Annotated in this window: 23 protein-coding genes; 6 read left to right on the top strand and 17 right to left on the bottom strand. The window is 59.0% G+C overall.

Features of this window, described 5'->3' with window-relative positions; translation table 11 throughout:
• Positions 1 to 200 (top strand): hypothetical protein (locus tag EV281_RS31465; protein ID WP_207896882.1); only part of this gene is annotated, 200 nt, incomplete at its 5' end.
• A gap of 252 nt (positions 201 to 452) precedes the next feature.
• Positions 453 to 2,393 carry a M23 family metallopeptidase gene (locus EV281_RS19835; RefSeq protein WP_132655469.1) on the top strand — a complete coding sequence of 647 codons (1,941 nt, stop codon included), beginning with the start codon at positions 453 to 455 and terminating at the stop codon, positions 2,391 to 2,393.
• A 69-nt stretch (positions 2,394 to 2,462) separates the two neighbouring features.
• Here the strand turns inward: EV281_RS19835 and clpB are convergent, their stop codons facing one another.
• The 6 genes from clpB to EV281_RS19865 form a co-directional block, all read right to left on the bottom strand.
• A complete protein-coding gene (clpB, locus tag EV281_RS19840; RefSeq protein ID WP_132655471.1) occupies positions 2,463 to 5,066 on the bottom strand; it encodes an ATP-dependent chaperone ClpB in 2,604 nt (867 codons plus the stop codon).
• Between the two features lie 454 nt (positions 5,067 to 5,520).
• On the bottom strand, positions 5,521 to 6,225 hold the full coding sequence (locus EV281_RS19845; protein WP_132655473.1) for a DUF4167 domain-containing protein: 705 nt from the start codon (positions 6,223 to 6,225) through the stop codon (positions 5,521 to 5,523).
• A gap of 345 nt (positions 6,226 to 6,570) precedes the next feature.
• Entirely contained in the window at positions 6,571 to 7,440 is an 870-nt protein-coding gene (gene prmC, locus EV281_RS19850; RefSeq protein ID WP_132655475.1) for a peptide chain release factor N(5)-glutamine methyltransferase, read from the bottom strand.
• Entirely contained in the window at positions 7,437 to 8,516 is a 1,080-nt protein-coding gene (gene prfA, locus EV281_RS19855; protein WP_132655476.1) for a peptide chain release factor 1, read from the bottom strand. Before prfA ends, prmC begins: the two co-directional genes overlap by 4 nt.
• A gap of 28 nt (positions 8,517 to 8,544) precedes the next feature.
• Positions 8,545 to 10,812, bottom strand: a complete 2,268-nt coding sequence (gene ptsP / locus EV281_RS19860; RefSeq protein WP_132655478.1) for a phosphoenolpyruvate--protein phosphotransferase — start codon at positions 10,810 to 10,812, stop codon at positions 8,545 to 8,547.
• A 90-nt stretch (positions 10,813 to 10,902) separates the two neighbouring features.
• A complete protein-coding gene (locus tag EV281_RS19865) occupies positions 10,903 to 12,177 on the bottom strand; it encodes an aspartate kinase (RefSeq protein ID WP_132655480.1) in 1,275 nt (424 codons plus the stop codon).
• Between the two features lie 403 nt (positions 12,178 to 12,580).
• Here EV281_RS19865 and EV281_RS19870 point away from each other — a divergent pair, with 403 nt between their 5' ends.
• Together EV281_RS19870 and ubiG are read left to right on the top strand one after the other, a co-directional pair.
• Positions 12,581 to 13,066, top strand: coding sequence for a BA14K family protein (locus EV281_RS19870; protein ID WP_132655482.1), 486 nt, complete (start codon positions 12,581 to 12,583; stop codon positions 13,064 to 13,066).
• Between the two features lie 155 nt (positions 13,067 to 13,221).
• A complete protein-coding gene (gene ubiG / locus EV281_RS19875; protein ID WP_132655484.1) occupies positions 13,222 to 13,968 on the top strand; it encodes a bifunctional 2-polyprenyl-6-hydroxyphenol methylase/3-demethylubiquinol 3-O-methyltransferase UbiG in 747 nt (248 codons plus the stop codon).
• Between the two features lie 9 nt (positions 13,969 to 13,977).
• Here ubiG and EV281_RS19880 read toward each other — a convergent pair whose 3' ends face one another.
• The 5 genes from EV281_RS19880 to EV281_RS19900 are packed head-to-tail and all read right to left on the bottom strand — an operon-like array spanning position 13,978 to position 16,917.
• A complete protein-coding gene (locus EV281_RS19880; RefSeq protein ID WP_132655486.1) occupies positions 13,978 to 14,556 on the bottom strand; it encodes a DUF3291 domain-containing protein in 579 nt (192 codons plus the stop codon).
• 1 nt (position 14,557) lies between these two features.
• The gene (locus EV281_RS19885) at positions 14,558 to 14,986 is read right to left on the bottom strand and encodes a DUF1178 family protein (protein ID WP_132655488.1); all 429 of its coding nucleotides are present in this window, start codon (positions 14,984 to 14,986) and stop codon (positions 14,558 to 14,560) included.
• On the bottom strand, positions 14,983 to 15,840 hold the full coding sequence (locus EV281_RS19890; protein ID WP_132655490.1) for a carbon-nitrogen hydrolase family protein: 858 nt from the start codon (positions 15,838 to 15,840) through the stop codon (positions 14,983 to 14,985). The genes EV281_RS19885 and EV281_RS19890 overlap by 4 nt, the downstream gene beginning before the upstream one ends.
• Positions 15,841 to 15,849: 9 nt before the next feature.
• On the bottom strand, positions 15,850 to 16,107 hold the full coding sequence (gene grxC, locus EV281_RS19895) for a glutaredoxin 3 (protein ID WP_132655492.1): 258 nt from the start codon (positions 16,105 to 16,107) through the stop codon (positions 15,850 to 15,852).
• A 33-nt stretch (positions 16,108 to 16,140) separates the two neighbouring features.
• Positions 16,141 to 16,917, bottom strand: coding sequence for a ComF family protein (locus EV281_RS19900; RefSeq protein ID WP_132655494.1), 777 nt, complete (start codon positions 16,915 to 16,917; stop codon positions 16,141 to 16,143).
• Positions 16,918 to 16,993: 76 nt separating this feature from the next.
• Between EV281_RS19900 and EV281_RS19905 the strand changes: the two genes are divergently transcribed.
• Positions 16,994 to 17,878 carry a methyltransferase domain-containing protein gene (locus EV281_RS19905; protein WP_132656276.1) on the top strand — a complete coding sequence of 295 codons (885 nt, stop codon included), beginning with the start codon at positions 16,994 to 16,996 and terminating at the stop codon, positions 17,876 to 17,878.
• Between the two features lie 15 nt (positions 17,879 to 17,893).
• On the opposite strand, the gene EV281_RS19910 is transcribed toward EV281_RS19905, so the two are convergent.
• The 6 genes from EV281_RS19910 to EV281_RS19935 all read right to left on the bottom strand — a co-directional run bounded on the left by EV281_RS19910 (position 17,894) and on the right by EV281_RS19935 (position 22,127).
• Positions 17,894 to 18,061 carry a Flp family type IVb pilin gene (locus tag EV281_RS19910; protein WP_132655496.1) on the bottom strand — a complete coding sequence of 56 codons (168 nt, stop codon included), beginning with the start codon at positions 18,059 to 18,061 and terminating at the stop codon, positions 17,894 to 17,896.
• A gap of 69 nt (positions 18,062 to 18,130) precedes the next feature.
• The gene (locus EV281_RS19915) at positions 18,131 to 18,451 is read right to left on the bottom strand and encodes a hypothetical protein (protein WP_132655498.1); all 321 of its coding nucleotides are present in this window, start codon (positions 18,449 to 18,451) and stop codon (positions 18,131 to 18,133) included.
• Between the two features lie 126 nt (positions 18,452 to 18,577).
• Positions 18,578 to 18,991, bottom strand: a complete 414-nt coding sequence (gene mutT, locus EV281_RS19920) for an 8-oxo-dGTP diphosphatase MutT (RefSeq protein ID WP_132655500.1) — start codon at positions 18,989 to 18,991, stop codon at positions 18,578 to 18,580.
• On the bottom strand, positions 18,988 to 19,794 hold the full coding sequence (locus EV281_RS19925) for a GNAT family N-acetyltransferase (RefSeq protein WP_132655502.1): 807 nt from the start codon (positions 19,792 to 19,794) through the stop codon (positions 18,988 to 18,990). The genes mutT and EV281_RS19925 overlap by 4 nt, the downstream gene beginning before the upstream one ends.
• Positions 19,775 to 21,016, bottom strand: a complete 1,242-nt coding sequence (gene argJ / locus EV281_RS19930; protein ID WP_132655504.1) for a bifunctional glutamate N-acetyltransferase/amino-acid acetyltransferase ArgJ — start codon at positions 21,014 to 21,016, stop codon at positions 19,775 to 19,777. Before argJ ends, EV281_RS19925 begins: the two co-directional genes overlap by 20 nt.
• A gap of 226 nt (positions 21,017 to 21,242) precedes the next feature.
• Positions 21,243 to 22,127 carry a peptidylprolyl isomerase gene (locus tag EV281_RS19935; RefSeq protein ID WP_132655506.1) on the bottom strand — a complete coding sequence of 295 codons (885 nt, stop codon included), beginning with the start codon at positions 22,125 to 22,127 and terminating at the stop codon, positions 21,243 to 21,245.
• Positions 22,128 to 22,374: 247 nt separating this feature from the next.
• Here EV281_RS19935 and secA point away from each other — a divergent pair, with 247 nt between their 5' ends.
• Positions 22,375 to 25,092: a preprotein translocase subunit SecA gene (gene secA / locus EV281_RS19940; protein WP_132655508.1), complete on the top strand. Its 2,718-nt coding sequence runs from the start codon at positions 22,375 to 22,377 to the stop codon at positions 25,090 to 25,092.
• Positions 25,093 to 25,236: the final 144 nt, after the last annotated feature.

The raw sequence follows: 25,236 nt of genomic DNA on the forward strand, positions 1-25,236 counted from the left end.
TTGATTTCTTCAGAACGAGGAACTTCGTCGCCAGCAGCGCCGCCGCCCTCGTCAGTGAGTGGGCTTATAAGCCTACACCCGCAAAACAGTCAACAGGCCTTTTTCAAAAAAATCGTTTTTCTCGTATCCTGTTGTTTCTTCATGGGATTTTATATTGGTCATTGGAATTCGCTTGTTTCCCGGATTCCCGATCGCGCTGATAGAGGCCGCAAAACATGACTGTTTGTCGGTTTTCTTGTGGAAGATACGATTTTGATCCAATTTGCCCCGACATCATCACATTCTACTGGTCTGAGGAAACACACACGTTTCACGCAGGCATGCGCACGTAAGATGCCCATTCCGGTGTGATTTGACTTCAGTGCCCAAAATATGCACATCTTTCGCCCCAGCCAGGATGGCCCGCGGATGCTCAGAACGACATCGAATGTAAGGATGCGAACTCCACTGCCATGATGACGGAGAAAATGATGATCCGCTCGCTCGGCAGCGAGCCTCCGCTTCTGGCAGACGGGCGACGCGCACCCGACCGGCGCGAGGTTTCGCTTCGCTGGCTTTCGGGCACGTTCCTCACCGGCATTACCTCTTCAATCCTTATGGGGGTCGCGCTTTTTGCCGCCCTCGACGGCCGCCAGCAGCTGGCAATCCCGGCAGAAGCCTATGCGTCCGCTGCCGATGCGCATCAGGATACGTCTGTGACCCGCGGTGGCCGTCTGATCGCTCCCGTCATCGCGGCAAAGCCATCCGACCGAGCCATCATGGAAGTCTCGACCGTGGTCCATGACGGTGAGAAGGAGGTCGTACGCCGCCAGCCCTTCTCTCATGTGAAGATGATGTTGGCTGCCAATCACGTTGCGACTGAGGATTATCCGGACTTTGATCCCCTGGCGATCTTCTCGGCCGATGAACCGCAGCCAGCGCCGCAAAGCCGCACGGGTGCGATTTACGGTTCCGATGTGGAATCCGAAGTGGCACTGAAGACCATTCCTTTCCCAACCGGCAAATCCGACCTCAACATGGCGCCCGGACTTTCGCTTGATGAAGTCGAGGAGAACGTCCGCTCCAACGGTTCGGTTCTGACGGACGGAAACGCCCAGCTCGCCGCTCTCTACTATGTCGATCCGCGCCGCTTCTCCAATGAAGACAACGACGTCGACCTGACCGCTGGTCTCGCGGCCCGCGTCCTAGAGCAGAACATGACGGTCTCAGCGCCGGAATCCATCACGCCGCAAACTGAGGAATTCGCCGACGACATCCTGCCAGTGCGCCAGGATATGACGATCGCCAAGGCGCTTGCCGATTCCGGCTACCCGCAGCCGCAGGCGGACGGCATGTCCGGTTATATCGCTCCTCTTCTCGGAACCGATACGCTTTCGAAGGGCGACGTCCTGCGTATCGGCATCATTCAGAAAGGCGAGCAGGCGAAGATCATTCGCGCCAGTATCTACCGCGGCACCCGCCACCTGATTACCGTTGCACTCGATGATAGTGGGCGTTTCGTAGCCGGCAGCGAGCCACCCATGCTGGATGCGATCGCCACCGCCTTCGAGGACAATTCCTTCGCCCCAGCCGCCGGCCAGAACCTGCCGCGCGTCTATGATGGCATTTACCGCGCAGCGCTCTCCTATGGCATGACTCCGGACATGACGGCGCTGATCATCAAGCTGCTCGCGGCCAATGTCGACTTCCAGGCGCAATTGAAACCAACGGATTACCTCGAGGCCTTCTTCTCCGTTGCCGACAGCAAAGGCCAGGCGACCGAGGATTCCGAACTTCTCTACGTCAATGCCCGCTTCGGTGATACACTGACCCGCTTCTATCGGTTCCAGGATCCGGAAGACGGTACGATCGATTACTTCGACCAGGACGGCAAGAGCATCCGCCAGTTCCTGTTACGAAACCCCGTTCCGAACGGGATCTTCAAGTCTGGCTTCGGCATGCGCCGCCACCCGATTCTCGGCTTCGCGCGCATGCATACCGGCGTCGATTGGGCAGCCCCGCGCGGCACGGCGATCATCGCGGCCGGTAACGGCACCGTCGAAAAGGCTGGCTGGGATTCCGGCGGCTATGGCAACCAGACGATTATCCGCCACGCCAACGGCTACGAATCCTCCTATAACCACCAGAGCGCCATCGCCAAGGGCATCGTGCCCGGTGCCAAGGTGCGGCAGGGCCAAGTCATCGGCTGGGTCGGCACAACGGGTGAATCCACTGGTCCGCATCTGCACTACGAGTTGATCGTCAACGGCACCAAAGTAGACCCACTGCGCATCCGCCTCCCCGGCGGCAAGTCGCTTCAGGGCGAGGCTCTTGCCAAGTTCGAGGACGAGCGCAAGCGCATCGACACACTGCTGAACACCCAGCCCGCTACTGATCAGGTCGCAAGCAAATAATTCTTCCTTTCTGCGGAAACAAAAATGGCGGCTCTCGGGCCGCCATTGCCAATTGTCATCTGTGCAGCCTTATGCGGCTTCACTCACCGATTGCTTCGACCGGAACAGCAACCGGTCCGAACCGCTGGTGATCTTGACCGTCGATCCATCCGGCACTTCACCCGAGAGGATCTGCTCGGCAAGCGGATCCTGGACGAACTTCTGGATCACCCTCTTCAGCGGACGAGCGCCGTAAACCGGGTCATATCCTTTGTTCGCCAGCCAATTGCGGGCATCCTCGTCGAGATCGAGCACAATCTTGCGCTCAGACAGCAGCGAGACGAGCCGCTTCAGCTGGATATCGACGATCGCGCCCATTTCCTCGCGTTTGAGGCGGTGGAAGAGAATGATCTCGTCGATACGGTTCAGGAACTCTGGCCGGAAGTGACTGCGAACCACTTCCATCACCTGATCGCGAACCGTCTCGCTATCATCGCCCTCACGCAATTGCGTGAGATATTCGGCACCGAGGTTCGACGTCATGATGATCATCGTGTTGCGGAAGTCGACTGTCCGGCCCTGACCGTCAGTCAAACGACCATCGTCCAGCACCTGCAACAGGATGTTGAAGACATCGGGATGCGCCTTCTCGATCTCGTCGAACAGCACGACCTGATAGGGCCTGCGGCGGACGGCTTCCGTCAGCGCACCACCTTCATCGTAACCGACATAGCCGGGAGGCGCACCGATCAGCCGGGCCACGGAGTGCTTCTCCATGTATTCCGACATGTCCATGCGTACCATCGCCGACTCATCATCGAAGAGGAAACGGGCGAGCGCCTTGGTGAGCTCCGTCTTGCCGACACCGGTCGGACCGAGGAATATGAAAGAGCCGATCGGTCGGTTCGGATCCTGAAGGCCGGCTCGAGCACGGCGCACGGCGCGTGAAACCGCCTGAACAGCATCGCCCTGACCGATCACCGACTTCGCCAACTCGTCTTCCATGCGCAGCAGCTTGTCGCGTTCGCCTTCCAGCATCTTGTCAACCGGAATACCGGTCCAGCGGGAAACGACGTGGGCGATATTGTCGGGGGTCACGACCTCCTGCACCATCGCATTGCGGCTGTTGTCTTCTTGGCTTTCGGCATCGGCAAGCTGCTTTTCGAGACCAGGGATTACGCCATAGGCAAGCTCGCCGGCGCGCTGGAATTCACCCTTGCGCTGGGCGATCGCCAGTTCATTGCGAGCATCGTCGAGCTGCTTTTTCAGGTCAGCGGCAAGACCGAGCTTCTGCTTTTCCGCCTGCCAGCGGGCCGTCAGCGCATCTGCCTCTTCCTCAAGGGAAGTCAGCTCACCTTCCAGCCGCTTCAGCCGATCGGCGGAGGCAACATCGGTCTCCTTCTTCAGCGCCTCGCGTTCGATCTTCAGCTGGATGATGCGACGGTCAAGCTCATCGAGTTCCTCCGGCTTCGAGTCCACCTGCATGCGCAGGCGGGCAGCGGCTTCATCCATCAGGTCAATCGCCTTGTCCGGCAGGAAGCGGTCCGTGATGTAGCGGTTCGAAAGGGTCGCAGCCGCAACCAGCGCGGCATCGGCGATGCGCACCTTGTGATGCTGCTCATACTTTTCCTTCAACCCGCGCAGGATCGAGATCGTATCCTCGACCGTCGGTTCCTCGACCATGACCGGCTGGAAACGGCGAGCAAGGGCCGGATCCTTCTCGACATGCTTGCGGTATTCGTCGAGCGTGGTTGCGCCGACACAGTGCAGTTCGCCGCGGGCGAGGGCAGGTTTCAGCAGATTGGAGGCATCCATAGCCCCATCCGCCTTGCCGGCGCCAACCAGCGTATGCATTTCGTCGATGAAGAGGATGATCTCGCCGTTTTCAGACTGAACCTCGTTCAGAACAGCCTTCAGGCGCTCTTCGAATTCACCCCGGAACTTCGCACCGGCGATCAGGGCACCCATGTCGAGCGCCATCAGCTTCTTGTCTTTCAGACTCTCCGGCACGTCGCCATTGACGATGCGCAGCGCAAGGCCTTCGACGATTGCCGTCTTGCCGACGCCAGGCTCACCGATGAGAACAGGGTTGTTCTTGGTGCGGCGGGAAAGAACCTGGATCGTCCGGCGGATTTCGTCATCGCGGCCGATGACCGGATCAAGCTTGCCCTCGCGGGCTTCACTCGTCAGGTCGCGTGCATATTTCTTCAGGCTGTCGAAGCCCTGCTCGGCACTCGCGGTATCGGCCGTACGACCCTTGCGAATGTCATTGATCACCTGATTGAGAGCCTGCGCAGTCACGCCGGCATTCTTCAGCGACTGATAGGTCGAGGCAGAGGTTTCGATCGCCAGCGCCTGCAACAAACGCTCAACCGTGACGAAACTGTCACCGGCCTTCTTTGCAGCCTCTTCGGCCGTGGAGAAAACCTTGGCGAGCGGCTGGGCGAGATAGATGTTACCGCCACCGCCAGAAACCTTCGGCAATTTGGCAAGCGCTGCATCATTGGCAAGGCGCGCAGCTTTCGCATCACCGCCGGCACGTTCAATCAGCGAAGCGGCCATACCTTGATCATCATCGAGCAGGACCTTGAGAACATGTTCCGGCGTGAATTGCTGGTGTCCCTGCGCAAGCGCATAGGTCTGCGCGGACTGAACGAAACCGCGCACCCGTTCGGAGTATTTTTCGATATTCATATGTTACCTCCATGAATCGCCCTGCCCTTCATAAGGCACAGACCGATGATTGAGATTGAGCTCCCTCAAAAGGCAAGCCCCGTTTGTCGCCGTTGAGATTTGCGGCAAACGATCTGGGCAGGATATGGTGGAGAATCCCAAGAGTTTAAAGGGGTAACACACCGGAAAACTGTCGCCGGCAAGCCGTCCCTGCGCGCGCTATCTGCCATCAACGCGACATCCGGCAGGCATCCGTTTCTGTCGAGAAGTCTTCGATCGGACTGGGGCGCGGGACATCAATTCGAAATTCCATTTGTGGTCGGTCGGCGCCCAGCTGGCGTCCTTGCTTTTGAGCGCCTGCGGCCGAAGTAGGATCGATCGCCATCCTTGTTCCTGACGCAAACTTCAGGCGGCTTCGCAATAGAAAAGGCCGCCCGGAAAGAGCGGCCTTTGAAAGTCTGCGTTTGAAGTAAGCTTATTCGGAAGCGGCCTCGGCGAGAGCCGGCGCGTCCACGGGAGCGCCTTCTTCGCCGGCCGCTTCGCCTTCGGCACCACGGCGCGGGCGGCGGGGACGGCTGCCGGCGTTGCGGCGGCGGGGCTGGCGCTCGCGCTGCGGCGCGGCAGAGCCTTCCTCTTCCATGGCGACCTCGGCAGGAATGCCTTCGATATCCGGCTGCGGGCCGGTTCCATCGATCACTTCCACCTCAGCCTGTGAGGGCGCAGGTGCCGCGGCCACTGGCTGCTGCTGTTCGCGCCGCGGCTGGTGCGGCGGCTGAATGACGACGACATCGTCATTGTCTGCCGTATCCAGTTCGTCGCCATCCCGGTCCGCATTGTCACGATCATTAAACTCGTGGCGGTCATCGCGCTGAAAGCGCTCCTGCATCTGCGCCTGTGCGGCGGCGATGATGCGATTATAGTGCTCGGCGTGCTGCAGGTAGTTTTCAGCAATGACGCGGTCTCCGGAGCTCTGGGCGTCACGGGCGAGCTGGGCGTATTTCTCCGCAATGTGCTGAGCAGTGCCGCGGATCTTCACATCGGGGCCGGAGCTGTCATAAGTCCGGGTCAGCGGGTTTCCACCCTTGCGGTTGAAATTGTTGTTATTGTTATTTCCACCGCCGCCATTGTTATTGTTATTGCCACGCCCTCGACCGCGCTTGTTCTGCTGTCCTGGCCTCATCGATCGTTCACCTGAATTCTCTGTTTGTGATTGGATACATGGCACCAACCGCCAAGACCGGTCTATCCGGATCAGGGCCTTCGTGCCGCAAGCATAGTGCGCCTTCGCGCCGACCTGCCGCTTGTCTTCAAGTCAGTTTGACTGATTCACACATTGGGTCGTGTTCAACCTTTGAAACTCTCGTTTAAAAGAGCAGACCCCCGAAGCTGAGCAAGTACCGAACGAATCTCGTTCATTCCTATGCGCCCAACGCGTGAGCGCAACCTATATTGCTTCCTCGGGAAATCCAAGCCTTTTCTTCGCAATAGCAACAATGTCCAGTTCGATGCTGCAATTTGTCGCCGATCATGTCGGCGAGAACACGAGCACTCTGTCGTTCTGACCATAATCTCTAACGGATTTGAGGCACTTGAAGCCTTCCGCTTCGAAGATCGCCGTCACATCGTTTCGCTGATCATAACCGATTTCCAGTCCGACGACCCCATTCGGTCGTATGAACCTTGCCGCATCCTTTGCTATGGCTTTGTAAGCGTCAAGCCCATCCGGGCCGCCGTCCAGAGCTGCAGCCGGATCAAATTTCGTCACTTCGGGAGCGAGATCGTGAATGACATTGGAAGCAATATAGGGCGGATTTGAGACAATCGCATGAAACGTCCCGTGGATGTTCTCGAACCAGTTCGATCGAATGGTTGTGAATCGCTCCTGCAATCCGTTTCTTTCTGCGTTTGATCTTGCCGTTTCAAGTGCATCGGTCGAAATATCGCTGCCGACGCCTGATGCTTCCGGGCATTCACTTAGGAGCGCAAGGCAAATCGCTCCGGTCCCGGTTCCGATGTCCAGAATATGGAGATTGCCCTCGATCTTTGCAAGGTCACGCAGATAAGGAATAATCGTATCGACGAGAATTTCGGTATCCGGCCGCGGCTCCAGCGTGCCTGCGGAAAGCCAAAGCGGCAGGCCGTAGAACTCCCGCTCGCCAAGAATGCGATGGACCGGCTCGTGCTTCAATCGCCTCGCGATCGCTCGACCGATGACCTCTGCCTGCTCCTGCGAAATCTCTTCACGACCGGCTGTTAACATCGCGGTCGGAGAAAGCTTCAGCAATCCGGCGATCAGCAGCCGCGCATCGGTTTGCGGATCGTCGATACCCGCTTCCGTGAAAAGGCGCCGGGCCTCGGCAAGCATTTCTGAAACCGTCGGCCCGGACGCAGTCATTGCTGTTCGCCAAGCTGTGCGAGCTGGCTCGCCTGATAGTCGGCCAGCAGCGCATCCACCACTTCGTCGATCTCGCCGACCATCATCCGGTCGAGCTTGTAGAGCGTCAGGTTGATGCGATGGTCGGTCACGCGCCCCTGTGGAAAATTATAGGTGCGGATGCGTTCAGAACGGTCGCCCGAACCGACCTGGCTCTTGCGGTCGGCGGAACGTTCGCTGTCGGCCCTCTGCCGCTCGGCATCATAAAGACGCGAGCGCAGCACCTGCATGGCCTTTGCACGGTTCTGGTGCTGGGACTTTTCCGAGCTGGTTACCACGATGCCCGTCGGCAGGTGGGTGATACGCACTGCCGAATCCGTCGTATTGACGTGCTGGCCGCCCGCACCGGAGGAGCGCATCGTGTCGATGCGAATATCTTCCGGCCGGATTTCAATATCGATTTCCTCTGCCTCGGGAAGGACCGCAACCGTAGCCGCCGAGGTATGGATACGCCCGCCCGCTTCCGTCTCCGGCACCCGCTGGACACGGTGCACGCCGGATTCGAATTTCAGCTTTGCAAAGACGCCCTTGCCGGTGATCGTCGCGATGATTTCCTTATAGCCGCCGGCTTCGCCTTCGCTCGACGACAACACTTCGACCTTCCAGCCGTGCGTTGCGGCGTAACGCTCATACATGCGGAAAAGGTCGCCGGCGAAAAGAGCCGCCTCGTTGCCGCCAGTACCGGCTCGGATTTCCAGGATCGCGCTCTTCTCGTCGGCTGCGTCCTTCGGCAAGAGCAGGATCTGGATCTCGTTCTCAAGCGCCTCGATACGCTCTTTCACGTCAGGCAGCTCAAGTTCTGCAAGGTCGCGCATGTCGCGGTCGACAGACTTGTCCTCGAGCAGCACTTCCAGATCGGCAAGCTCGCCGATTGCTTTCTGATAGGCGCGGATCTTGGTCACGACCGGCTGCAGTTCGGAATATTCGGATGCGAGCTTTACATAAACGTCAGCCGAAGGGCCAGCCGACATGCGCGCTTCGATCTCACCGAAGCGGCGCTCAAGCTCGCGCATCTTTTCAATGGGAAGCTTCGCCACCCCTTGCTCCTGTTCTTCTTATATATGTCTAAAGGGGAATATTGTGGCTCTCAGCGAAGCGGGCAAGCACCTCGCGCATCGGCACGGTCGTATTCCGGTCGTCCAGCGCCTCATTGACGACCTTCGTCAGTGCCCCAACGTCGAGGCCGAGCAGCATCGCCTTGACGGGACCAATCGAGGCCGGCGACATAGAGATGGAACGGAAGCCGACGCCGAGTAGGGCCATGGCCGAAAGCGGCTTCCCGGCCAACTCGCCACACAGCGTCACGGGCGTTTTGTTGCGATCCGCTCCGCGCACGATATCGCGCAGAATCCGCAGGAACGGCCGCTCCAACGGATCGAAGCGTTCGGAAACGCGGGCATTGCCGCGGTCGACCGCCATAGCGAACTGGAAGAGGTCGTTGGAACCGACCGAGACGAAGTCGACCGCATCCATCAACTCATCGAGCTGCCAGAGCAGCGCCGGCACTTCCAGCATCGCCCCGAACTGCAGCTTACGAGGCAGACCATGACCGAAGCGTGAAAGATGTTGTACTTCCTTCTGCAGGAGTTCACGTACCTGCCGCAGCTCTGAAACCTCGGTCACCATCGGCACCATCAGCTTCAGCTCGGCACCGGCCGCAGCCTTCAGCATGGCGCGCAACTGCGTGCGCAACAATCCAGGCCGGTCGAGCGACAAGCGGATTGCCCGCCAGCCGAGTGCCGGGTTCTCTTCCTCATGGCCGCGGAAATATGGGACAACCTTGTCGCCGCCGATATCGAGCGTCCGGAAGGTCACAACACGACCGCCCGCCTGCTTCAGCACATTGCGGTAGAATATCTCCTGCTCTTCCGCCTTCGGCATGGTCGAGGCGATCATGAACTGCAGTTCAGTGCGGAACAGGCCGATACCTTCTGCGCCCGATTCCGCCAGCTGAGGTAGGTCGACCAGCAGGCCGGCATTCATCAGAAGCTGGATGCGCTGACCATCCTTGGTGACCGGCTCGACGGAACGCAGCGCCCGGAACTGCTCCTGCCGCCTTGCACGGAAGCGAACCTTTTCTTCATAAGAACGCTGATGCTCCGGCCTTGGCCGGATATGCACATGCCCCTCGTCGCCGTCGATGATGACGGCGTCGCCATTTTCAGCGAGCGCCACCACACCCGCCGCCTGGCCGATGACAGGAATGCCCATCGCGCGTGCGACGATGACCACATGGCTGGTGACCGCACCTTCTTCCAGCACCAGCCCGCGCACATTGGCGCGCGGATAATCGAGGAGCTCCGCTGCACCCATGGCGCGTGCAAGAATAATCGCGTCGTTCGGGAAGCCCTCAGCCGTCGTGCGGCCCGTATAGCCGGTCAGAACGCGCAGCAGCCGGTTCGCAAGATCTTCGAAATCATGCATCCGCTCGCGAAGATACGGATCGGTAAGACGCATCATGCGCGCTTTGGTGTCGCTCTGGACCTTCTCGACCGCCGCTTCCGCCGTCAGGCCGTTGCGGATGGCTTCTTCCAGCTTACGCACCCAACCCTGGTCATGGGCGAACATGCGATAGGTTTCGAGCACCTCGCGATGTTCACCTTCCATGGAAACATCGCGGCGCGACAGCATGTCGTCGATGGAGATCCTGAGCGAACCCATGGCTTCCGCCAGCCGCCGGATTTCCTTTTCCGCATCCTCGTTGAGCAGATTGTTGACGACGATGCGCGGCTCGTGCAGCACGACGTAGCCGAGGCCGATCCCGTCATTGTACGTATCGCCGTCGATCGTGACCGAGCGGGTAAGGTCAAGTTCAAGGCCGGGCTTGGTGATCTTCTTGAGTTCACCTGTCGCGATCATCTCGGCGAGAACCATCGCCGTCGTCTCGAGCGCTTCCAGCTCCTCCTCGCGATAATTGCGGCTCGCCTTGTTCTGTACGACGAGAACGCCGAGCGACCGGCCCGTGCGCAGAATCGGCACGCCGAGGAAAGAGTGATAGATCTCTTCGCCTGTTTCCGGCAGGTAACGGAAAGCCGGATGCGACTGCGCGTCAGAAAGATTAAGCGGCTGTGCCGATGCGGCAATCGTACCGACGAGGCCCTGCCCCATCTTCAGCTGCGAAAGGTGGACGGCTTCCTTATTGAGACCTTCAGTAGCATAGAGCTCGAGAACACCGTCGGCGCGCAGCACGTAGACGGAGCAAACTTCCGCCACCATGTTGCTGGCGATCTGGCGCACGATCCGATCGAGCCGCTCCTGCGGCTCCAGTGGCTCCGCCATCAACTCGCGCAGCCGCTTGAGCAGCACGCGCGGACCGCCGGAAAGGTCTCTCATTGCGACTCAAGCTCCCCGAAACAAACGCTTAATGCGGCCAGAACAACCGGCCGCATCTTCAACCTGAAGGGGCAGGCCGCCCGCTGGGAATCAATTTTTATCCAGACCGTAGCAGGAATGCAAAGTTCTGACAGCGAGTTCTGCATAAGGACCATCGATCAGGATCGAAATCTTGATTTCCGAGGTCGTGATCGCCTTGATGTTGATGCCTTTTTCGGCCAGCGCCCGGAAGGCTGTTGCCGCCACACCAGCGTGGCTGCGCATGCCGATACCGATGACGGAAACCTTCACCAGCCCCGATTCGCTCTGCGCGACGTCATAGCCAATCTTCTCCTTGTTGTCGGAGAGAACCTTGATGGCCTTCTCGACATCACCGGAGGGAACGGTGAAGGTCATATCCGTCTTCGAACCATCTTCGGAGATATTTTGGACGATCATGTCGACATTGATGTGGCTTTCGGCGAGCGGCCCGAAGATCGCGGCAGAAACGCCTGGCCGGTCGGCAAGACGGCGAAGCGAGATCTGAGCCTCATCCTTGGCATAGGCGATGCCGGTGACTACTTCCTGTTCCACGATTTCATCCTCGTCACAAATCAGCGTTCCGGGAGGGTTCATGAGGTCACCCATGCCCGGAGCATCGGGATCCTCGAACGACGAACGCACGAAAGTGCGCACCTTGTGCACCATGGCAAGCTCGACCGAGCGCACCTGAAGAACCTTGGCGCCGAGCGACGCCATTTCCAGCATTTCTTCAAAAGCGATCTTCTTCAGACGCCGCGCCTTGGGCTCGATGCGCGGATCGGTCGTGTAAACGCCATCGACGTCCGTATAGATGTCGCAGCGATCGGCTTTGACAGCAGCTGCGATTGCCACGGCCGACGTATCCGATCCGCCGCGTCCGAGCGTCGAGATACGATTGTCAGGGCCGAGGCCTTGGAAGCCAGCGACGACAGCAACCTGCCCCTCGCCCATGCGTTTGATGATATCGGCCCCATCGATTTCCACGATGCGAGCTGCGCCATGTGCATTGTCTGTGCGGATCGGGATCTGCCAGCCCTGCCAAGAACGTGCATTGATGCCCATGCTCTGCAGCGCGATTGCGAGAAGGCCTGACGTAACCTGTTCGCCGGAAGCGACGATGGCGTCATATTCGCGTGCGTCGTAGAAGGGCGAGTTGGCGCCGATTACCTTCGGCATGTTCTGCACCCAGCCGACCAGCTCATTGGTCTTGCCGGACATGGCGGAAACGACGACCGCCACTTCATGACCGGCATCGACTTCACGTTTCACATGGCGGGCAACGTTCTTGATGCGGTCCAGATCAGCGACGGAGGTTCCGCCGAATTTCATAACGATGCGTGCCATAAGCCTCTACCACGACCCGCGCGCGACTGCCGGAAAACGGGATTTGCTTCTCCGGTACGCCACGCGTTCACAATCCGCCGGGAGACGCATTGCCCTCCCGGGCATCAGAAAACCTCGGCTGCCGAATGGCCGAAGAGCCCGGAAATACTGGTTTCTGGAACGCTTCTAGCCCGCCAACCAAGGACGAAAGTTGGCGCGTCTCTTAGCGAGTTTGGCAAGGGGTGGCAAGGGCGGGGAAAGGGTGAAGTGGAGACGGCAGGAGTTCGCTGGAAACGGTCCGCGCCGCCCCTGCAAAACATCCCTTTCACCATACCCGTCAAATCGGAGCATGAAGGCGATTGAACTTAGTGGCCCGAAATGCGTTTAAACAGCAATAGATAAGTCGAGAAAGCTGGTGAGCAGAATGAGAAGATTAGCGATAATTGCACTGTCGATAGTAACCGCATTCTCCGGAATGCCCGCTTGGGCAGGGCCGGCCTATACGGCAAACCCTGTCCAGTCGGCAGTGCAACCCGAAGCCACCGGCGACCAGGCCGAGCTTCTTCAGGTGGGCTGCAACAATTTCACGAAATGCCCTCGTTATAACCAAGGTTGGGGCCGCAATTACCGCTATTCGGACCGTTATCGCTATGATCGCGGATGGGACAGGGACCGCCGCTATTATGGCGACCGCTACTACCGCGACCGGTATTATCGCCACCATGACAATACCGGGGCTATTATCGGGGGCTTGGCCGCCGGGGCGCTCATCGGTGGCATCATAGCCTCGCAGCCGCGCGTGCGGACGGGCAGTTCGCATGCCGATTATTGCTACAGCCGGTATCGCTCATACCGCGCGTATGACAATACGTACCAGCCCACATACGGCCCGCGCCGTCAGTGCCGCTAAATCCGCATTAGCTAGGATCCGAAACCCCGCGAAGACGCGGGGTTTTTTACTGCCTTCAGACTTGCTCTATTTTTAGCGGTCCATGCTAACCGGAGCGCCCTTGACTTATCACCTCGATCGTCCGACTTCACTGGCAGGACAAAGGAGCTGGCAATATGACCGAAGCGGCAAAGACCACCATCGACCAAAGCGAAGTCGATCGCTTTTCCGCCATGGCGGCCGAGTGGTGGAGCCCAACCGGCAAGTTCAAGCCGCTGCACAAGTTCAATCCTGTTCGCCTGGCCTATATCCGCGACAAGGCAGCGGAGAATTTTTCTCGCAACCCGAAGAGTGCCAAACCGCTTGAAGGTCTGCGCGTGCTCGATATCGGCTGCGGCGGCGGCCTTCTGTCGGAGCCGGTTGCCCGTATGGGAGCCGACGTTGTCGGCGCGGACCCGTCTGAAAAGAACATCGGCATCGCCTCGACCCATGCCAAGGCATCAGGCGTTGCGGTCGATTATCGCGCCGTGACAGCCGAACAACTCGCCGAAGCCGGCGAGACCTTCGATATCGTGCTCAACATGGAGGTCGTCGAGCATGTGGCCGATGTCGAACTTTTCATGAATACTTGCGCCGGCATGGTCCGGCCGGGCGGGCTGATGTTCGTTGCTACCATCAACCGCACCATGAAGGCGGCCGCGCTTGCCATCTTCGCCGCAGAAAATGTCCTGCGCTGGCTGCCACGCGGCACGCATCAATATGAAAAGCTGGTGCGTCCCGAAGAGCTGGAAAAGCCGCTTACCACAAACGGCTTCGAAATCATCGACCGCACGGGCGTCTTCTTCAATCCGCTGGCAAACCAGTGGAACCTGTCGAAGGACATGGATGTGAACTACATGCTGCTGGCAAAACGACCGGCTTGATCCGACGGTCTAGATTTTCAAGGTTTGGACAAAAGCGAGCAGATCCTTTTGGGTCTCGGCATTGCGCGCGGTAAGCTCTTTGACGCGGTCGCGATCGATCACGATTTCCGCCCCGTCAGGCCCATAGGGCTGTTTGAAAGTGAAGGCCTTCGGGCTTGCGCCGTGGTCGGCAAGATATTCGAGACGCTCCACACCCTCCTGCCAGTCCGGCCGATGATAAGCTGACACCCACCACAGGACCAGCGGCGGCCAAGTTTGCTTCACATTCCATTTGCGGGCATGTTTCAGCGCGTCGGCGTGAACACCATTATAGGTGAAAGCCATCAGAGACTCGATATCGACCCACAATGACAGGGAAGATGGCGCGGAGGTAAAACCGCTGCCCTCGATGTAACGCGGAAAAACCTGCGGCCCCCAGCTTCTGGGGCCGGGATATCCGGGATAGCCGGAACGGCCAATGAAGCCGCATGCCCGGGCGGCAGCTTCGAAATTCGCAGGTTCACGAAGAACGAAGCCTTCGACGGCCCGGCTGTCAGAAGGTGCGACATGCAGGCCAAAATTATAGAAGGCCAGCCTCGCAGTCTCCATATCAGTTCACGTCTTCAGGCAGGATCGGCAAGGCAGCAATCTCTATGCCCTCTTCCACCAGTGACTGGGCTTCATCGGGCGTCGCCTGGCCGATAATGCCGCGAGCATCCACCTCACCGTAATGGATCTTGCGGGCTTCTTCGGGAAAGCGTGTTCCGACATCTTCGGAATTCGCCTTGATAGTGGCAATGGCTTCCTTCAGCTTCACGAAGGCCTCGCGGCGGGCCGCATCCATGGCAACCGTTTGCATTTCTTCCTTCTTGCGTGCGGTCGAAACCGATGGCGCCATCAAAGATTTAGAGACGGAAGCGGAATTGCACACCGGGCAAGTTAGAAAGCCACTTGCAACCTGCCGGTCGAAATCGGCACTTTCAGAAAACCAGCCTTCGAACTCGTGGGCATTCTCACAAATAAGGGAATAGCGGATCAAGCTGCTGCGCCTCCTGAAACTTCCCCCGCAATCCTCTCGATGGAAAACTCCCGACCATTCTTAAGGTTCGGAATCTTGTCATGCGCAGCCTTCACCGCCGCCAGATCGATCTCTGCCAGAATGACCGCCTCGTCGGTAGGGCCAGCCGAAGCCAGCACCTTCCCCCAGGGATCGATAATCATCGAGTGGCCGAATGTCTCCCGTCCATCCTCATGCAGGCCGGCCTGCGCAGCAGCAATGACGAAAACCCCGTTCTCGATGGCGCGCGCCCGCAGCAGGATTTCCCAATGCGCCTCGCCCGTCTGCTTCGTGAAAGCCGCCGGAACGGTTATCACTTCCGCACCGGCAACCGCCTGCGCACGGAAAAGCTGCGGGAAACGCACGTCGTAACAGATGGTGAAGCCCATCTCGGCGAAAGGCAACGACAGGACACGGGCCTCCGATCCTGCCCGATAAGCCGCACTTTCGCGCCAGCTCTCGCCATTGTCGAGATCGACGTCGAACATATGGATCTTGTCGTAGCGATTGAGGATCTTGCCGTCAGGCCCGAAGAGAAAGCCGCGATTGGCCATCTTGCCGTCATCGAGCGCAATCGCCGTGGAGCCGATATGCATATAGATGGCAAGCTCAGCTGCAAGCGCCGAGCCGGTCTTGACGATGATGTCATTGCTCTCATCACGCAGCACTTCCTTGGCCGCGGCACGGTTGCGCTGCAGCATGCCCGTCATTTCGGGCGTCTGCACGTAGGTCGCACCCTTTGCGGCTGCTTCTCGGACGAGGCGCGCCATCGACGCGGCATTCCGCTCCGGATCGACACCCGAGCACATTTGGATAGCGGCGGCCGTGAAGCTCATTTCCCTTCCTCAGGCTGCCAGCAGCGGATCGAGCTTGCCTGCCCGATCGAGTGCATAGAGATCGTCGCAGCCGCCGACATGCGTGCTGCCGACGAAAATCTGCGGAAAGGTGGTGCGGCCATTCGACTTGCCGAGCATTTCCTGGCGAAGCTCGGGTGAAAAGGTCGCGTCGTGCTCGACATAGTCCACGCCCTTCTCTTCAAGCAGAGATTTAGCGCGTGCACAAAAGCCGCAGAACTGCCGTGTATAAATGGTAACAGGTACCATGAATGATCTCCAGACGATGCTGTTTTCTTATTGTCATATAGTTTCTGCAAAGGCCCTTGCAAAGGTCAAAACCGTGATATCGGCAGCACCTGCCTTGCGTAGCACCCGCGTAGCCGCACTGACTGTAGCACCTGTCGTATAAACGTCATCGACGAGCACGATGCGTTTGCCGAAAACGTCATTCTCTTTATTGGCGGCGATAACAAAAGCGCCGCGGACATTGTCCTCTCGCGCCCGCACGCCCAGACCGACCTGTTGGCTGGTCCGCTTTGCGCGCAGAAGGGTTCCGGGCAATAGCGGTTTTTCGGCAAGCCGGGCCAGATGTCGGGCAAGTTCCGCCGCCTGGTTGAACTTGCGCGAAACCATACGAGTGCGATGAAGGGGAACTGGAATGATGGCGTCGGAGCGCTGGACCATGCCATCGGAAGCACGCAGCATCCAGCCGGCCATCATCGGGGCAAGGTCGGTGCGATCCCGGTATTTGAGACCATGCACGAGGGTGCGAATGGCATTGTCATGTGCGGCTACCGAACGCAGCCGGTCGAATGGCGGTGGGTTGGCAATGGCCTCGGCGCTCAGAATGCCAATGCCGAGATCGTGGGAAAAAGGAATGCCGAGCACTTCGCAATAAGGCCGCTCGATGAAACGGACGTCGGACCAGCATTTGGAACAGAGCCCACGATGGCCACCCGTCGAAATGCCGCACGCTGCGCAGGCTGGTGGATAGACCAGATCGGCGAGCACAGAGAACGGCCGCAGAAGCCGCGTCCATACCCGTCCCTTCTCTCTTTCTGTCTCGATCATCCCCATATGAAGAGACTAGCGTGTCACGCAGCAAAGGAAAATCGTCTTGCCGCCTGCGGGACAGGAGAATATGGACATCGCCATGGATACCATCTTCGACAAGGCGCAGATCGCCGCAAACCGTCGCCGCGCGCTCGCGAATGGCGACCTGAAGGCGGGGTTCCTGCTCGATATCGCCGCTGAGGAATTGGCGGACCGCTTGGCCGTCGTGGAACGCAGTTTCGAACATGCGGTAGAACTGCACGGTACCACAGGTGTCGCCGCCCATGCGGCGATAGCGACCGGCAAGGTCGGCAGCCTCACTCGCGTGGAAAGCGACATCCGCTATGTGGCACCAGGTGAGCCTTTCGTCGAAGCACCGCTCGAAGACGTACCGCTTGCGCCCCAATCCGCCAATCTGGTGATTGCACCGCTCAATCTGCATCTGACGAACGATACCCCCGGCGTCTTCATCCAGATCCGCCGGGCATTGAAGCCGGATGGGCTGTTCCTCGCTGCCATTCCGGGCGCCGGTACGCTGCAGGAACTGCGCGAGGTGCTGCTTGCAACCGAAATCGAAATGACCGGCGGCGCAAGCCCGCGCATCATCCCCTTTGCCGACGTGCGCGATGTCGGCGGCCTGCTGCAACGGGCAGGCTTTGCGCTCCCCGTCATCGATGCGGAGAATTATACGGTTCGCTATGATTCACTGTTTCCGCTGATGCGCGACTTGAGAGCGATGGGTATGACCAATCCGCTGGTGGCCCGCAGCCGTAAGCCGCTGACACGCAGCTTCTTCCTGCGCGCAGCGGAAATCTATGCCGAGCGCTATTCGGATTCGGACGGCCGTATCCGCGCGACATTTTCAATGATCTACGTGTCGGGATGGGCGCCGCACGAAAGCCAGCAGCAGCCGCTTAAGCCGGGATCGGCAAAAGCCCGGCTTGCCGATGCCCTGAAGGTGGAAGAACAGAAGCTCAAGCAGTGAGGCCTTGGTGGCGGCTCAGTTGATCGTCAGGTTGTTATCAATGGTGTTGAACATGCCTTGCAGGCTGTTGGTGAAGGTACCCAGGCCGCCAATGAGGGCAGCGGCCATCAGTGCTGCGATCAATCCATATTCGACCGCGGTTGCACCTGTTCTGTTTGCCAGAAACTTCTTTAGCAAATTCATCAATCCAACCCTTTTTGCGCCCAAGATGACAATGAAATTGACGGTCTCCCCGCGGGAGGCTTCATTTCCTCAGCAGCCGGCGCCGACACCGTAGCCCTGGACGACACAGACCGAACCAGGTGTATCCTGGAGGACGCTGCGGCGGATCGTATAACGCTTGCCATTCTCGGTCTTCGGGATCGAGCCAGTGGTGATCGTGTCAAAATCCGCCGGCGCGCTGGCGAGCACGCTCTTTTTGGAGGAATCTGCCAGCATCGGCGTCAGGATAAGGGTGAGCGCCACCACGGCCGTACCGAACAGAAGGGCAATATTCAGTGCCCCCGTCCTGCGCGAAGCAGACGAAGAAGCCTGTTCCTTCTCACGCACAGCTTTCCAGAAATCGTCGTCCATGACGTCAAGCCCTTAAATACACACACGCCAATTGCTTGAGTGAGGCCGATCATTGCCAGAAGGTGCTAAATGATCGATTAATATCCACAGGCGAAATCGCCGTTTCGAGCCAATAATCAGCAAGAGCTAAAGTAAATCCTGGAGTACCGGGATGAGCGGTTCGTCAGCCGGCGGCATCGGATAATCGCGCAGCGCCTGCGGGCGCACCCATTTGATCGCCTGTCCCTCGCGACCGTGCGGAATGCCTTCATAGCGACGGCAGACGTAGAGCGGCATCAGTAGATGAAACGCATCGTAGCTGTGGCTGGCAAAGGTCAGTGGCGCCAGACACGGCACCTTCGTCGTGATGCCGAGCTCTTCGTTCAACTCGCGCACCAGCGTCTCCTCCGGCGTCTCGCCGTGCTCAACCTTTCCGCCCGGGAATTCCCACAAGCCAGCAAGCGATTTGCCTTCCGGTCGCTGTGCCAGAAGGATACGCCCGTCGGTGTCGATCAGCGCGCAAGCGGCGACGAGGAGAAGCTTCCTTCCCGCCCCACTCATTCGCAACGCTCCCGCCAGTAACAATAGTGATAGACATCGCGGAAACCGAGACGCTCATAAAGAGCGATTGCCGGTGCATTGGAAAGTTTCACCTGCAGCCAGGCGGTGCGGGCGCTGCGCATCCGCGCCCAGCGCAAAGCCGAGGTCAGGATTTCGATGCCGAGCCCTTTGCGGCGATGCGCGTGGGCAACCGAAAGCGACATGATGCCGGCAAGATCGTTGTCCTGCACGCAGAGAACGGTTGCTAAAGAGCCGTGGGCTGCATCCTCGATCATGAAGAGCCCCGACGGAGGCTTGATCGCCGAGATGATCTCGGCGAGCGCCGGCTTCAGCGAGACGGGCGCATGATCGACCGCAAGGTTGGCATCGACGAACCGGCCGATATCGTGGGTCGGAAGATGATCGAGCGTATCGGGCAGATCGGCCTGCGACAGATCGCAAACCATGACGGCCGTCTCATCGAAACACTTCCATCCCTGTTCCTTGATCAGGTTGACCAGAACAGGCGAGGCAAGCGGTGTCTCACGCACCACGGCTGGACGGCCATAAGCCTCGAACTTGCGGCTTGCCTTCTCCAGCCGGATTTCGACGTCGCGGTGATCGGAGGGATCGAGCGGAACGATGGAATTCAGGCGATTGGAGGGATGTCCCGCCGTCAGGCGGACCTGCCAGCTTCCATCATATTGCACGGACGCCGCCGGCCAGGCACGAAAGCCCACGGCTTCCAGCCGCCGGACCAGCGGCAGATTCTGCTTCGGAAGGGATGCCTGCATCAACGAACGATCAGCTCCGGTAGTCGCCATTGATCGCAACATATTCCTTGGTGAGGTCGCAGGTCCAGACCGTGGCCTTGCCTGAACCCAGGCCAAGATCAACCTTCACAGGAATATCCTGCTTCTTCATGACGGCGGAGGCTGCATCTTCGGAATAGGAAGGGTCTCGCTCGCCGTTGACGGCGACGCGCACATCGCCGAACCAGATGGCTAGCCGGTCGCGATCAGCCATTTCGCCGGCCTTGCCGACGGCCATGACAACGCGGCCCCAGTTGGCGTCCTCACCGGCAGCCGCGGTCTTGACCAGCGGTGAATTGGCGATGGAAAGCGCAATCGTCTTGGCGGCGGCATCGCTCTCCGCACCGGTCACGGTGATTTCGAGCATCTTCGTGGCGCCTTCACCGTCACGAGCGACCTGGATCGCCAGATCCTTGAGAAGATCGTTCAGAGCCGAACGGAATGCATCGAGCTGCTGATCTTCCGCACTCGTGATCCGCACTTGCCCGTCGGCTGCGGCAGCGCCCGTCGCAAAAAGCATCAGCGTATCCGACGTCGAAGTATCGCTATCGACCGTCATGGAGTTAAAGCTCGGTTCGACGCCGGCAGACAGGAGCGACTGCAGGGCGGCAGAGGCAATATCGGCATCCGTGACGACGAAGGACAGCATGGTCGCCATGTCGGGTGCGATCATGCCGGCACCCTTGGCGATACCATTGATTGTCACCGTGACGCCGCCGATTTCGGCCGTGCGGGTCGCAACCTTCGGATAGGTGTCGGTGGTCATGATGGCCTTGGCAGCCTCGAACCAGAAATCGCCCGTGGCATCGGCCTGCATCTTGTCGAGCACACCGGCAAATTTGGTGGCGTCGAGCGGTTCGCCGATAACACCCGTCGACGCAAGAAAGATCTCGTTTTCGCGGCAGCCGACAGCAGCAGCAGCGGCCTTCGCCGTCAGCTCGGTCGCAGCGCGGCCCTTCATGCCGGTGAAAGCATTGGCGTTGCCGGAATTGACGACGACGGCACGAGCCGTACCGTGCGGCAGGTTCGCCCGGCAGAAATCGACCGGTGCGGAGGGGCATTTCGACTTGGTGAAAACGCCCGCGACAGCCGCAGGCGCATCAAAGACCATCATCAATACGTCCGTCCGGTTCTTGTACTTGATGCCGGCGGAAGCGGTCGCCATGCGCACACCACGAAGTGCGGGCAGCGAGGCAAAGGTTTTCGGGGCAAGCGGAGAAACGGTAGCGGACATGGAAGCGACCTGCCTATGAGCATTTCCAGGCGAAATGGAAGCGGCTCGCCGTCCGGAAATGCGACAACAAACGATGTTTGAGCATCATGCCGAAGAGTGTGAGCGGCTTTCGGGCGACATCATGCTCTGTTTTATGAATTAGATCCGGATGATTTTAGGCCGATCAGGCAAAAAATCATCCGGATCTAATGAAGAGCCCGGAAGAACCGGGCCCTGATGCTTATGATTACTGCTGCGGGGCGGGAGCCGGGGCGGGCTCAGCGCCCGGCTCTGGCTGCTTGTTTGCGTCTTCGTAACCCTTGCGGAGCGTTTCGTCCATGATATCGACCTTGGACTTGGCCTTCGCATCGTTCAGAAGCGCAAGATATTTGTCGCGCATGACGAGCTGACGAACCTGGTCCTGAACTTGTTCGAACGGCGGCGGCGGAGCGTCACGCTTATCCTCGACCTTAATGACATGATAGCCGAAATCGGTCTTCACAGGGGTCTTGGAATAGGTGCCTTTTTCGAGAGCGAAGGCTGCATCCTCAAATTCCTTGACCATGCGCCCGCGGGTGAAATAGCCCAGATCGCCACCGTCATCCTTGTTCGGATCGGTGGACTTTTCCTTGGCAAGCTCGGCAAAGTCCTTGCCGGAGTCGAGCTGCTTGATGACGTCCTTGGCCTCGTCCTCAGTCTTGACGAGGATGTGGCGGGCGTGAACCTCTTCTTGCTTCGGCAAGCCGGCGACTTCCTTGTCGTAGCGTGCCTTCACGTCGGCATCGGTCACGGTGTCGACGACATGCTTCTTGAAGTAGGCGTTGTGAAGCTCACGGTCGGTCAGATACTGCAGGCGCTTCTTGAAGTCGTCGGTCTGATCGAGCTTCTCGGCGGTAGCGTCTGTGGCCAGCAGCTTGACGTCGATCGCAGCAGACAACGCGGCGACCTTCTTCTGATCGTCCGGGAGCTGTGCGAGCTGCGGGTCGAGATTGGCGACAGCCAGATCGAGTTCCGACTGGTGGATTTCCAGATTGCCGACCTTGGCGACGACGGCGTCGTCAGCATAGGCCGGAATCTGGAAGGCGACGAAGGCCGTAAACGCCAGCGCAGCAAGTTTGTTGGTGCTCAACATCAAATAACCCTTCACAATTATACCCGCCGGCTTCAGCTTTCGTGAATCCAGCCCGAAAACAGGCTTCAACATCGGAATGTGGCCTTTCTATATCGGCCAAATCCGTTGACATCATTTGCCCCCCCTCTTATCTGTCACGCAACCTCGCGTCCAGAACAGTTTCCGGGCGTTTTCAACGCGCGCCTGTTTTTCGGCCGGGTAGCGAATAAGAAACGTCGGGGAAGAATATTCAGAAAGGACCAGTCATATGGTCAGCTTTGGCGGTATTGCCCGCAAGTTATTTGGCTCAGCCAACGATCGCCGCGTGCGGTCCTTCCAGCCGAACGTCGCCGCAATCAACTCTATAGAAGAGAAAACCAAGGCGCTGACGGACGAGCAGCTTGCCGCCAAGACGGTGGAGTTCCGTGCTCTCCTCGCAGAAGGCAAGACGCTGGACGATATCCTGATCCCGGCCTTCGCGGTCGTTCGCGAAGCCTCCCGCCGCGTCCTCGGCATGCGACCTTTTGACGTACAGCTCGTCGGTGGCATGATCCTGCATTCCAACGCCATCGCCGAAATGAAGACCGGTGAAGGTAAGACGCTGGTCGCTACACTGCCGGTTTATCTGAACGCGCTTGCCGGCAAGGGCGTGCATGTCGTCACCGTCAACGACTATCTCGCACAGCGTGACGCCGCGACCATGGGCCGTCTTTACGGCTTCCTCGGCCTCACCACCGGTGTCATCGTTCACGGCCTTTCCGACGAGGAGCGCCGCGATGCCTACAATTGCGACATTACTTACGCGACCAACAACGAGCTCGGCTTCGATTATCTGCGCGATAATATGAAGTACGAGAAGAACCAGATGGTACAGCGCGGCCACAACTTCGCAATCGTCGACGAAGTGGACTCGATCCTCGTCGACGAAGCCCGCACGCCGTTGATCATCTCCGGCCCGCTCGACGACCGCTCCGACCTCTACAACGCCATCGATGCCTACATTCCGCTGCTGACGCCGGAAGATTACGAGATCGATGAAAAGCAGCGTTCGGCCAACTTCTCCGAAGTCGGCACCGAAAAGCTGGAAAACCTGCTGAAGCAGGCTGGTCTCCTCAAGGGCGCCTCGCTCTATGACATCGAAAACGTCGCGATCGTTCACCACATCAATAATGCCCTGAAGGCCCACAAGCTCTTCCAGCGCGACAAGGACTACATCGTCCGCAATGGCGAGATCGTCATCATCGACGAATTCACCGGCCGCATGATGCCGGGCCGCCGCTACTCGGAAGGCCAGCACCAGGCGCTGGAAGCCAAGGAAAAGGTACAGATCCAGCCGGAAAACCAGACGCTGGCTTCCATCACCTTCCAGAACTACTTCCGCATGTACGACAAGCTCGCCGGCATGACCGGTACGGCGCAGACGGAAGCGGAGGAATTCGGCAACATCTACAATCTTGACGTCATCGAGGTTCCGACCAACCTGCCGATCAAGCGTATCGACGAAGACGATGAAGTCTATCGGACGGTCGAAGAGAAGTATAAGGCGATCATCACTGAGATCCTGGATGCCCATGAGCGCGGCCAGCCGGTGCTTGTCGGTACGACTTCGATCGAAAAGTCCGAATTCCTCGCCGAGCTGATGCGCAAGCAGGGCTTCTCGAACTTCCAGGTTCTGAATGCCCGCTATCACGAGCAGGAAGCCTATATCGTCGCCCAGGCCGGCGTGCCGGGTGCCGTAACGATCGCCACCAACATGGCCGGTCGCGGCACCGACATCCAGCTCGGCGGCAATCTCGAGATGCGTGTGGAACGTGAACTCGGCGAAGTCGAACCAGGCCCGGAACGCGACGCCAAGATCGAAGCGATCCGCGAAGAGATCAAGCAGCTGAAGGAAAAGGCGCTCGCCGCCGGCGGTCTTTACGTCATCGCCACCGAGCGCCACGAAAGCCGCCGTATCGACAACCAGCTGCGCGGCCGTTCCGGCCGTCAGGGCGACCCCGGCCGGTCCAAGTTCTACTTGTCGCTGCAGGATGACCTGATGCGCATTTTCGGCTCTGACCGCATGGACAGCATGCTGCAGAAGCTGGGTCTCAAGGAGGGCGAGGCAATCGTCCATCCCTGGATCAATAAAGCTCTGGAACGTGCGCAGAAAAAAGTCGAAGCCCGTAACTTCGATATCCGCAAAAATCTGCTGAAGTACGACGACGTTCTGAACGACCAGCGCAAGGTCATCTTCGAACAGCGCGTCGAGATGATGGAAGCGCCGAATATTTCCGAAACGGTGTCCGACATGCGTCGCGAAGCCATCGATGATCTGGTCGCGACCCATATTCCGGAACGCGCCTATGCCGAACAGTGGGATGCGGCAGGCCTGAAGACACAGGTTGCCAATATCCTCAATCTCGATCTGCCGATCGAGGACTGGGTAAAGGAAGAGGGCATCGGCGAGGACGACATACGCGAGCGCCTGTCGGAAGCCGCCAACGCCGCCTTCAACGAGAAGGTCGAGCGCTTCGGTCCCGACATCATGCATTATGTCGAGCGCCAGATCGTCATGCAGACGCTGGACCATCTGTGGCGCGAGCACATCGTCAACCTCGACCACCTGCGCTCCGTCATTGGTTTCCGCGGCTATGCCCAGCGCGACCCGCTGCAGGAATATAAGTCGGAAGCTTTCGAACTCTTCCAGTCGCTGCTTAATAACCTGCGTCAGGCCGTCACGGCGCAGCTGATGCGTGTCGAGCTCGTTCAGCAGGCTCCGGAACAACCGGAACCGCCGGTCATGCAGGCGCACCATCTGGACCCGACAACCGGCGAAGATGAGTTCACGAATACGACTTATCGGGCGCTTGAAGTCGCCGTCCCGCCGGAAAACCGCAATCCTGACGATCCGTCGACCTGGGGCAAGGTAGGCCGCAACGAGGCCTGCCCCTGCGGTTCAGGCAAGAAATACAAGCACTGCCACGGTGCTTTCGAACAGGCCTGAGAATGGCGCCTTCGGGCGCCATTTTTCTTGGTATTTCCGCCCAGTTATGGATCAGTGCGACAGAATACAGCGCCCTGTTAGGCATACCGTTTCTTAACCCTGATCTGGCAAGACTTGCCGCTATAATTGCCCTGCCCTTAGAGT

Source organism: Rhizobium sp. BK418 (assembly GCF_004341105.1).
Lineage (GTDB): Bacteria > Pseudomonadota > Alphaproteobacteria > Rhizobiales > Rhizobiaceae > Rhizobium.

What these genes read in the sequence shown, in the direction of transcription:
- EV281_RS19835 (WP_132655469.1), top strand. Translation starts at nt 453, where the DNA reads ATGATGACGGAGAAAATGATGATCCGCTCGCTCGGCAGCGAGCCTCCG.
- clpB (WP_132655471.1), bottom strand. Translation starts at nt 5,066, where the DNA reads ATGAATATCGAAAAATACTCCGAACGGGTGCGCGGTTTCGTTCAGTCC.
- EV281_RS19845 (WP_132655473.1), bottom strand. Translation starts at nt 6,225, where the DNA reads ATGAGGCCAGGACAGCAGAACAAGCGCGGTCGAGGGCGTGGCAATAAC.
- prmC (WP_132655475.1), bottom strand. Translation starts at nt 7,440, where the DNA reads ATGACTGCGTCCGGGCCGACGGTTTCAGAAATGCTTGCCGAGGCCCGG.
- ptsP (WP_132655478.1), bottom strand. Translation starts at nt 10,812, where the DNA reads ATGAGAGACCTTTCCGGCGGTCCGCGCGTGCTGCTCAAGCGGCTGCGC.
- EV281_RS19865 (WP_132655480.1), bottom strand. Translation starts at nt 12,177, where the DNA reads ATGGCACGCATCGTTATGAAATTCGGCGGAACCTCCGTCGCTGATCTG.
- EV281_RS19870 (WP_132655482.1), top strand. Translation starts at nt 12,581, where the DNA reads ATGAGAAGATTAGCGATAATTGCACTGTCGATAGTAACCGCATTCTCC.
- ubiG (WP_132655484.1), top strand. Translation starts at nt 13,222, where the DNA reads ATGACCGAAGCGGCAAAGACCACCATCGACCAAAGCGAAGTCGATCGC.
- EV281_RS19880 (WP_132655486.1), bottom strand. Translation starts at nt 14,556, where the DNA reads ATGGAGACTGCGAGGCTGGCCTTCTATAATTTTGGCCTGCATGTCGCA.
- EV281_RS19890 (WP_132655490.1), bottom strand. Translation starts at nt 15,840, where the DNA reads ATGAGCTTCACGGCCGCCGCTATCCAAATGTGCTCGGGTGTCGATCCG.
- grxC (WP_132655492.1), bottom strand. Translation starts at nt 16,107, where the DNA reads ATGGTACCTGTTACCATTTATACACGGCAGTTCTGCGGCTTTTGTGCA.
- EV281_RS19900 (WP_132655494.1), bottom strand. Translation starts at nt 16,917, where the DNA reads ATGGGGATGATCGAGACAGAAAGAGAGAAGGGACGGGTATGGACGCGG.
- EV281_RS19905 (WP_132656276.1), top strand. Translation starts at nt 16,994, where the DNA reads ATGGATACCATCTTCGACAAGGCGCAGATCGCCGCAAACCGTCGCCGC.
- EV281_RS19910 (WP_132655496.1), bottom strand. Translation starts at nt 18,061, where the DNA reads ATGAATTTGCTAAAGAAGTTTCTGGCAAACAGAACAGGTGCAACCGCG.
- EV281_RS19915 (WP_132655498.1), bottom strand. Translation starts at nt 18,451, where the DNA reads ATGGACGACGATTTCTGGAAAGCTGTGCGTGAGAAGGAACAGGCTTCT.
- mutT (WP_132655500.1), bottom strand. Translation starts at nt 18,991, where the DNA reads ATGAGTGGGGCGGGAAGGAAGCTTCTCCTCGTCGCCGCTTGCGCGCTG.
- EV281_RS19925 (WP_132655502.1), bottom strand. Translation starts at nt 19,794, where the DNA reads ATGGCGACTACCGGAGCTGATCGTTCGTTGATGCAGGCATCCCTTCCG.
- argJ (WP_132655504.1), bottom strand. Translation starts at nt 21,016, where the DNA reads ATGTCCGCTACCGTTTCTCCGCTTGCCCCGAAAACCTTTGCCTCGCTG.
- EV281_RS19935 (WP_132655506.1), bottom strand. Translation starts at nt 22,127, where the DNA reads ATGTTGAGCACCAACAAACTTGCTGCGCTGGCGTTTACGGCCTTCGTC.
- secA (WP_132655508.1), top strand. Translation starts at nt 22,375, where the DNA reads ATGGTCAGCTTTGGCGGTATTGCCCGCAAGTTATTTGGCTCAGCCAAC.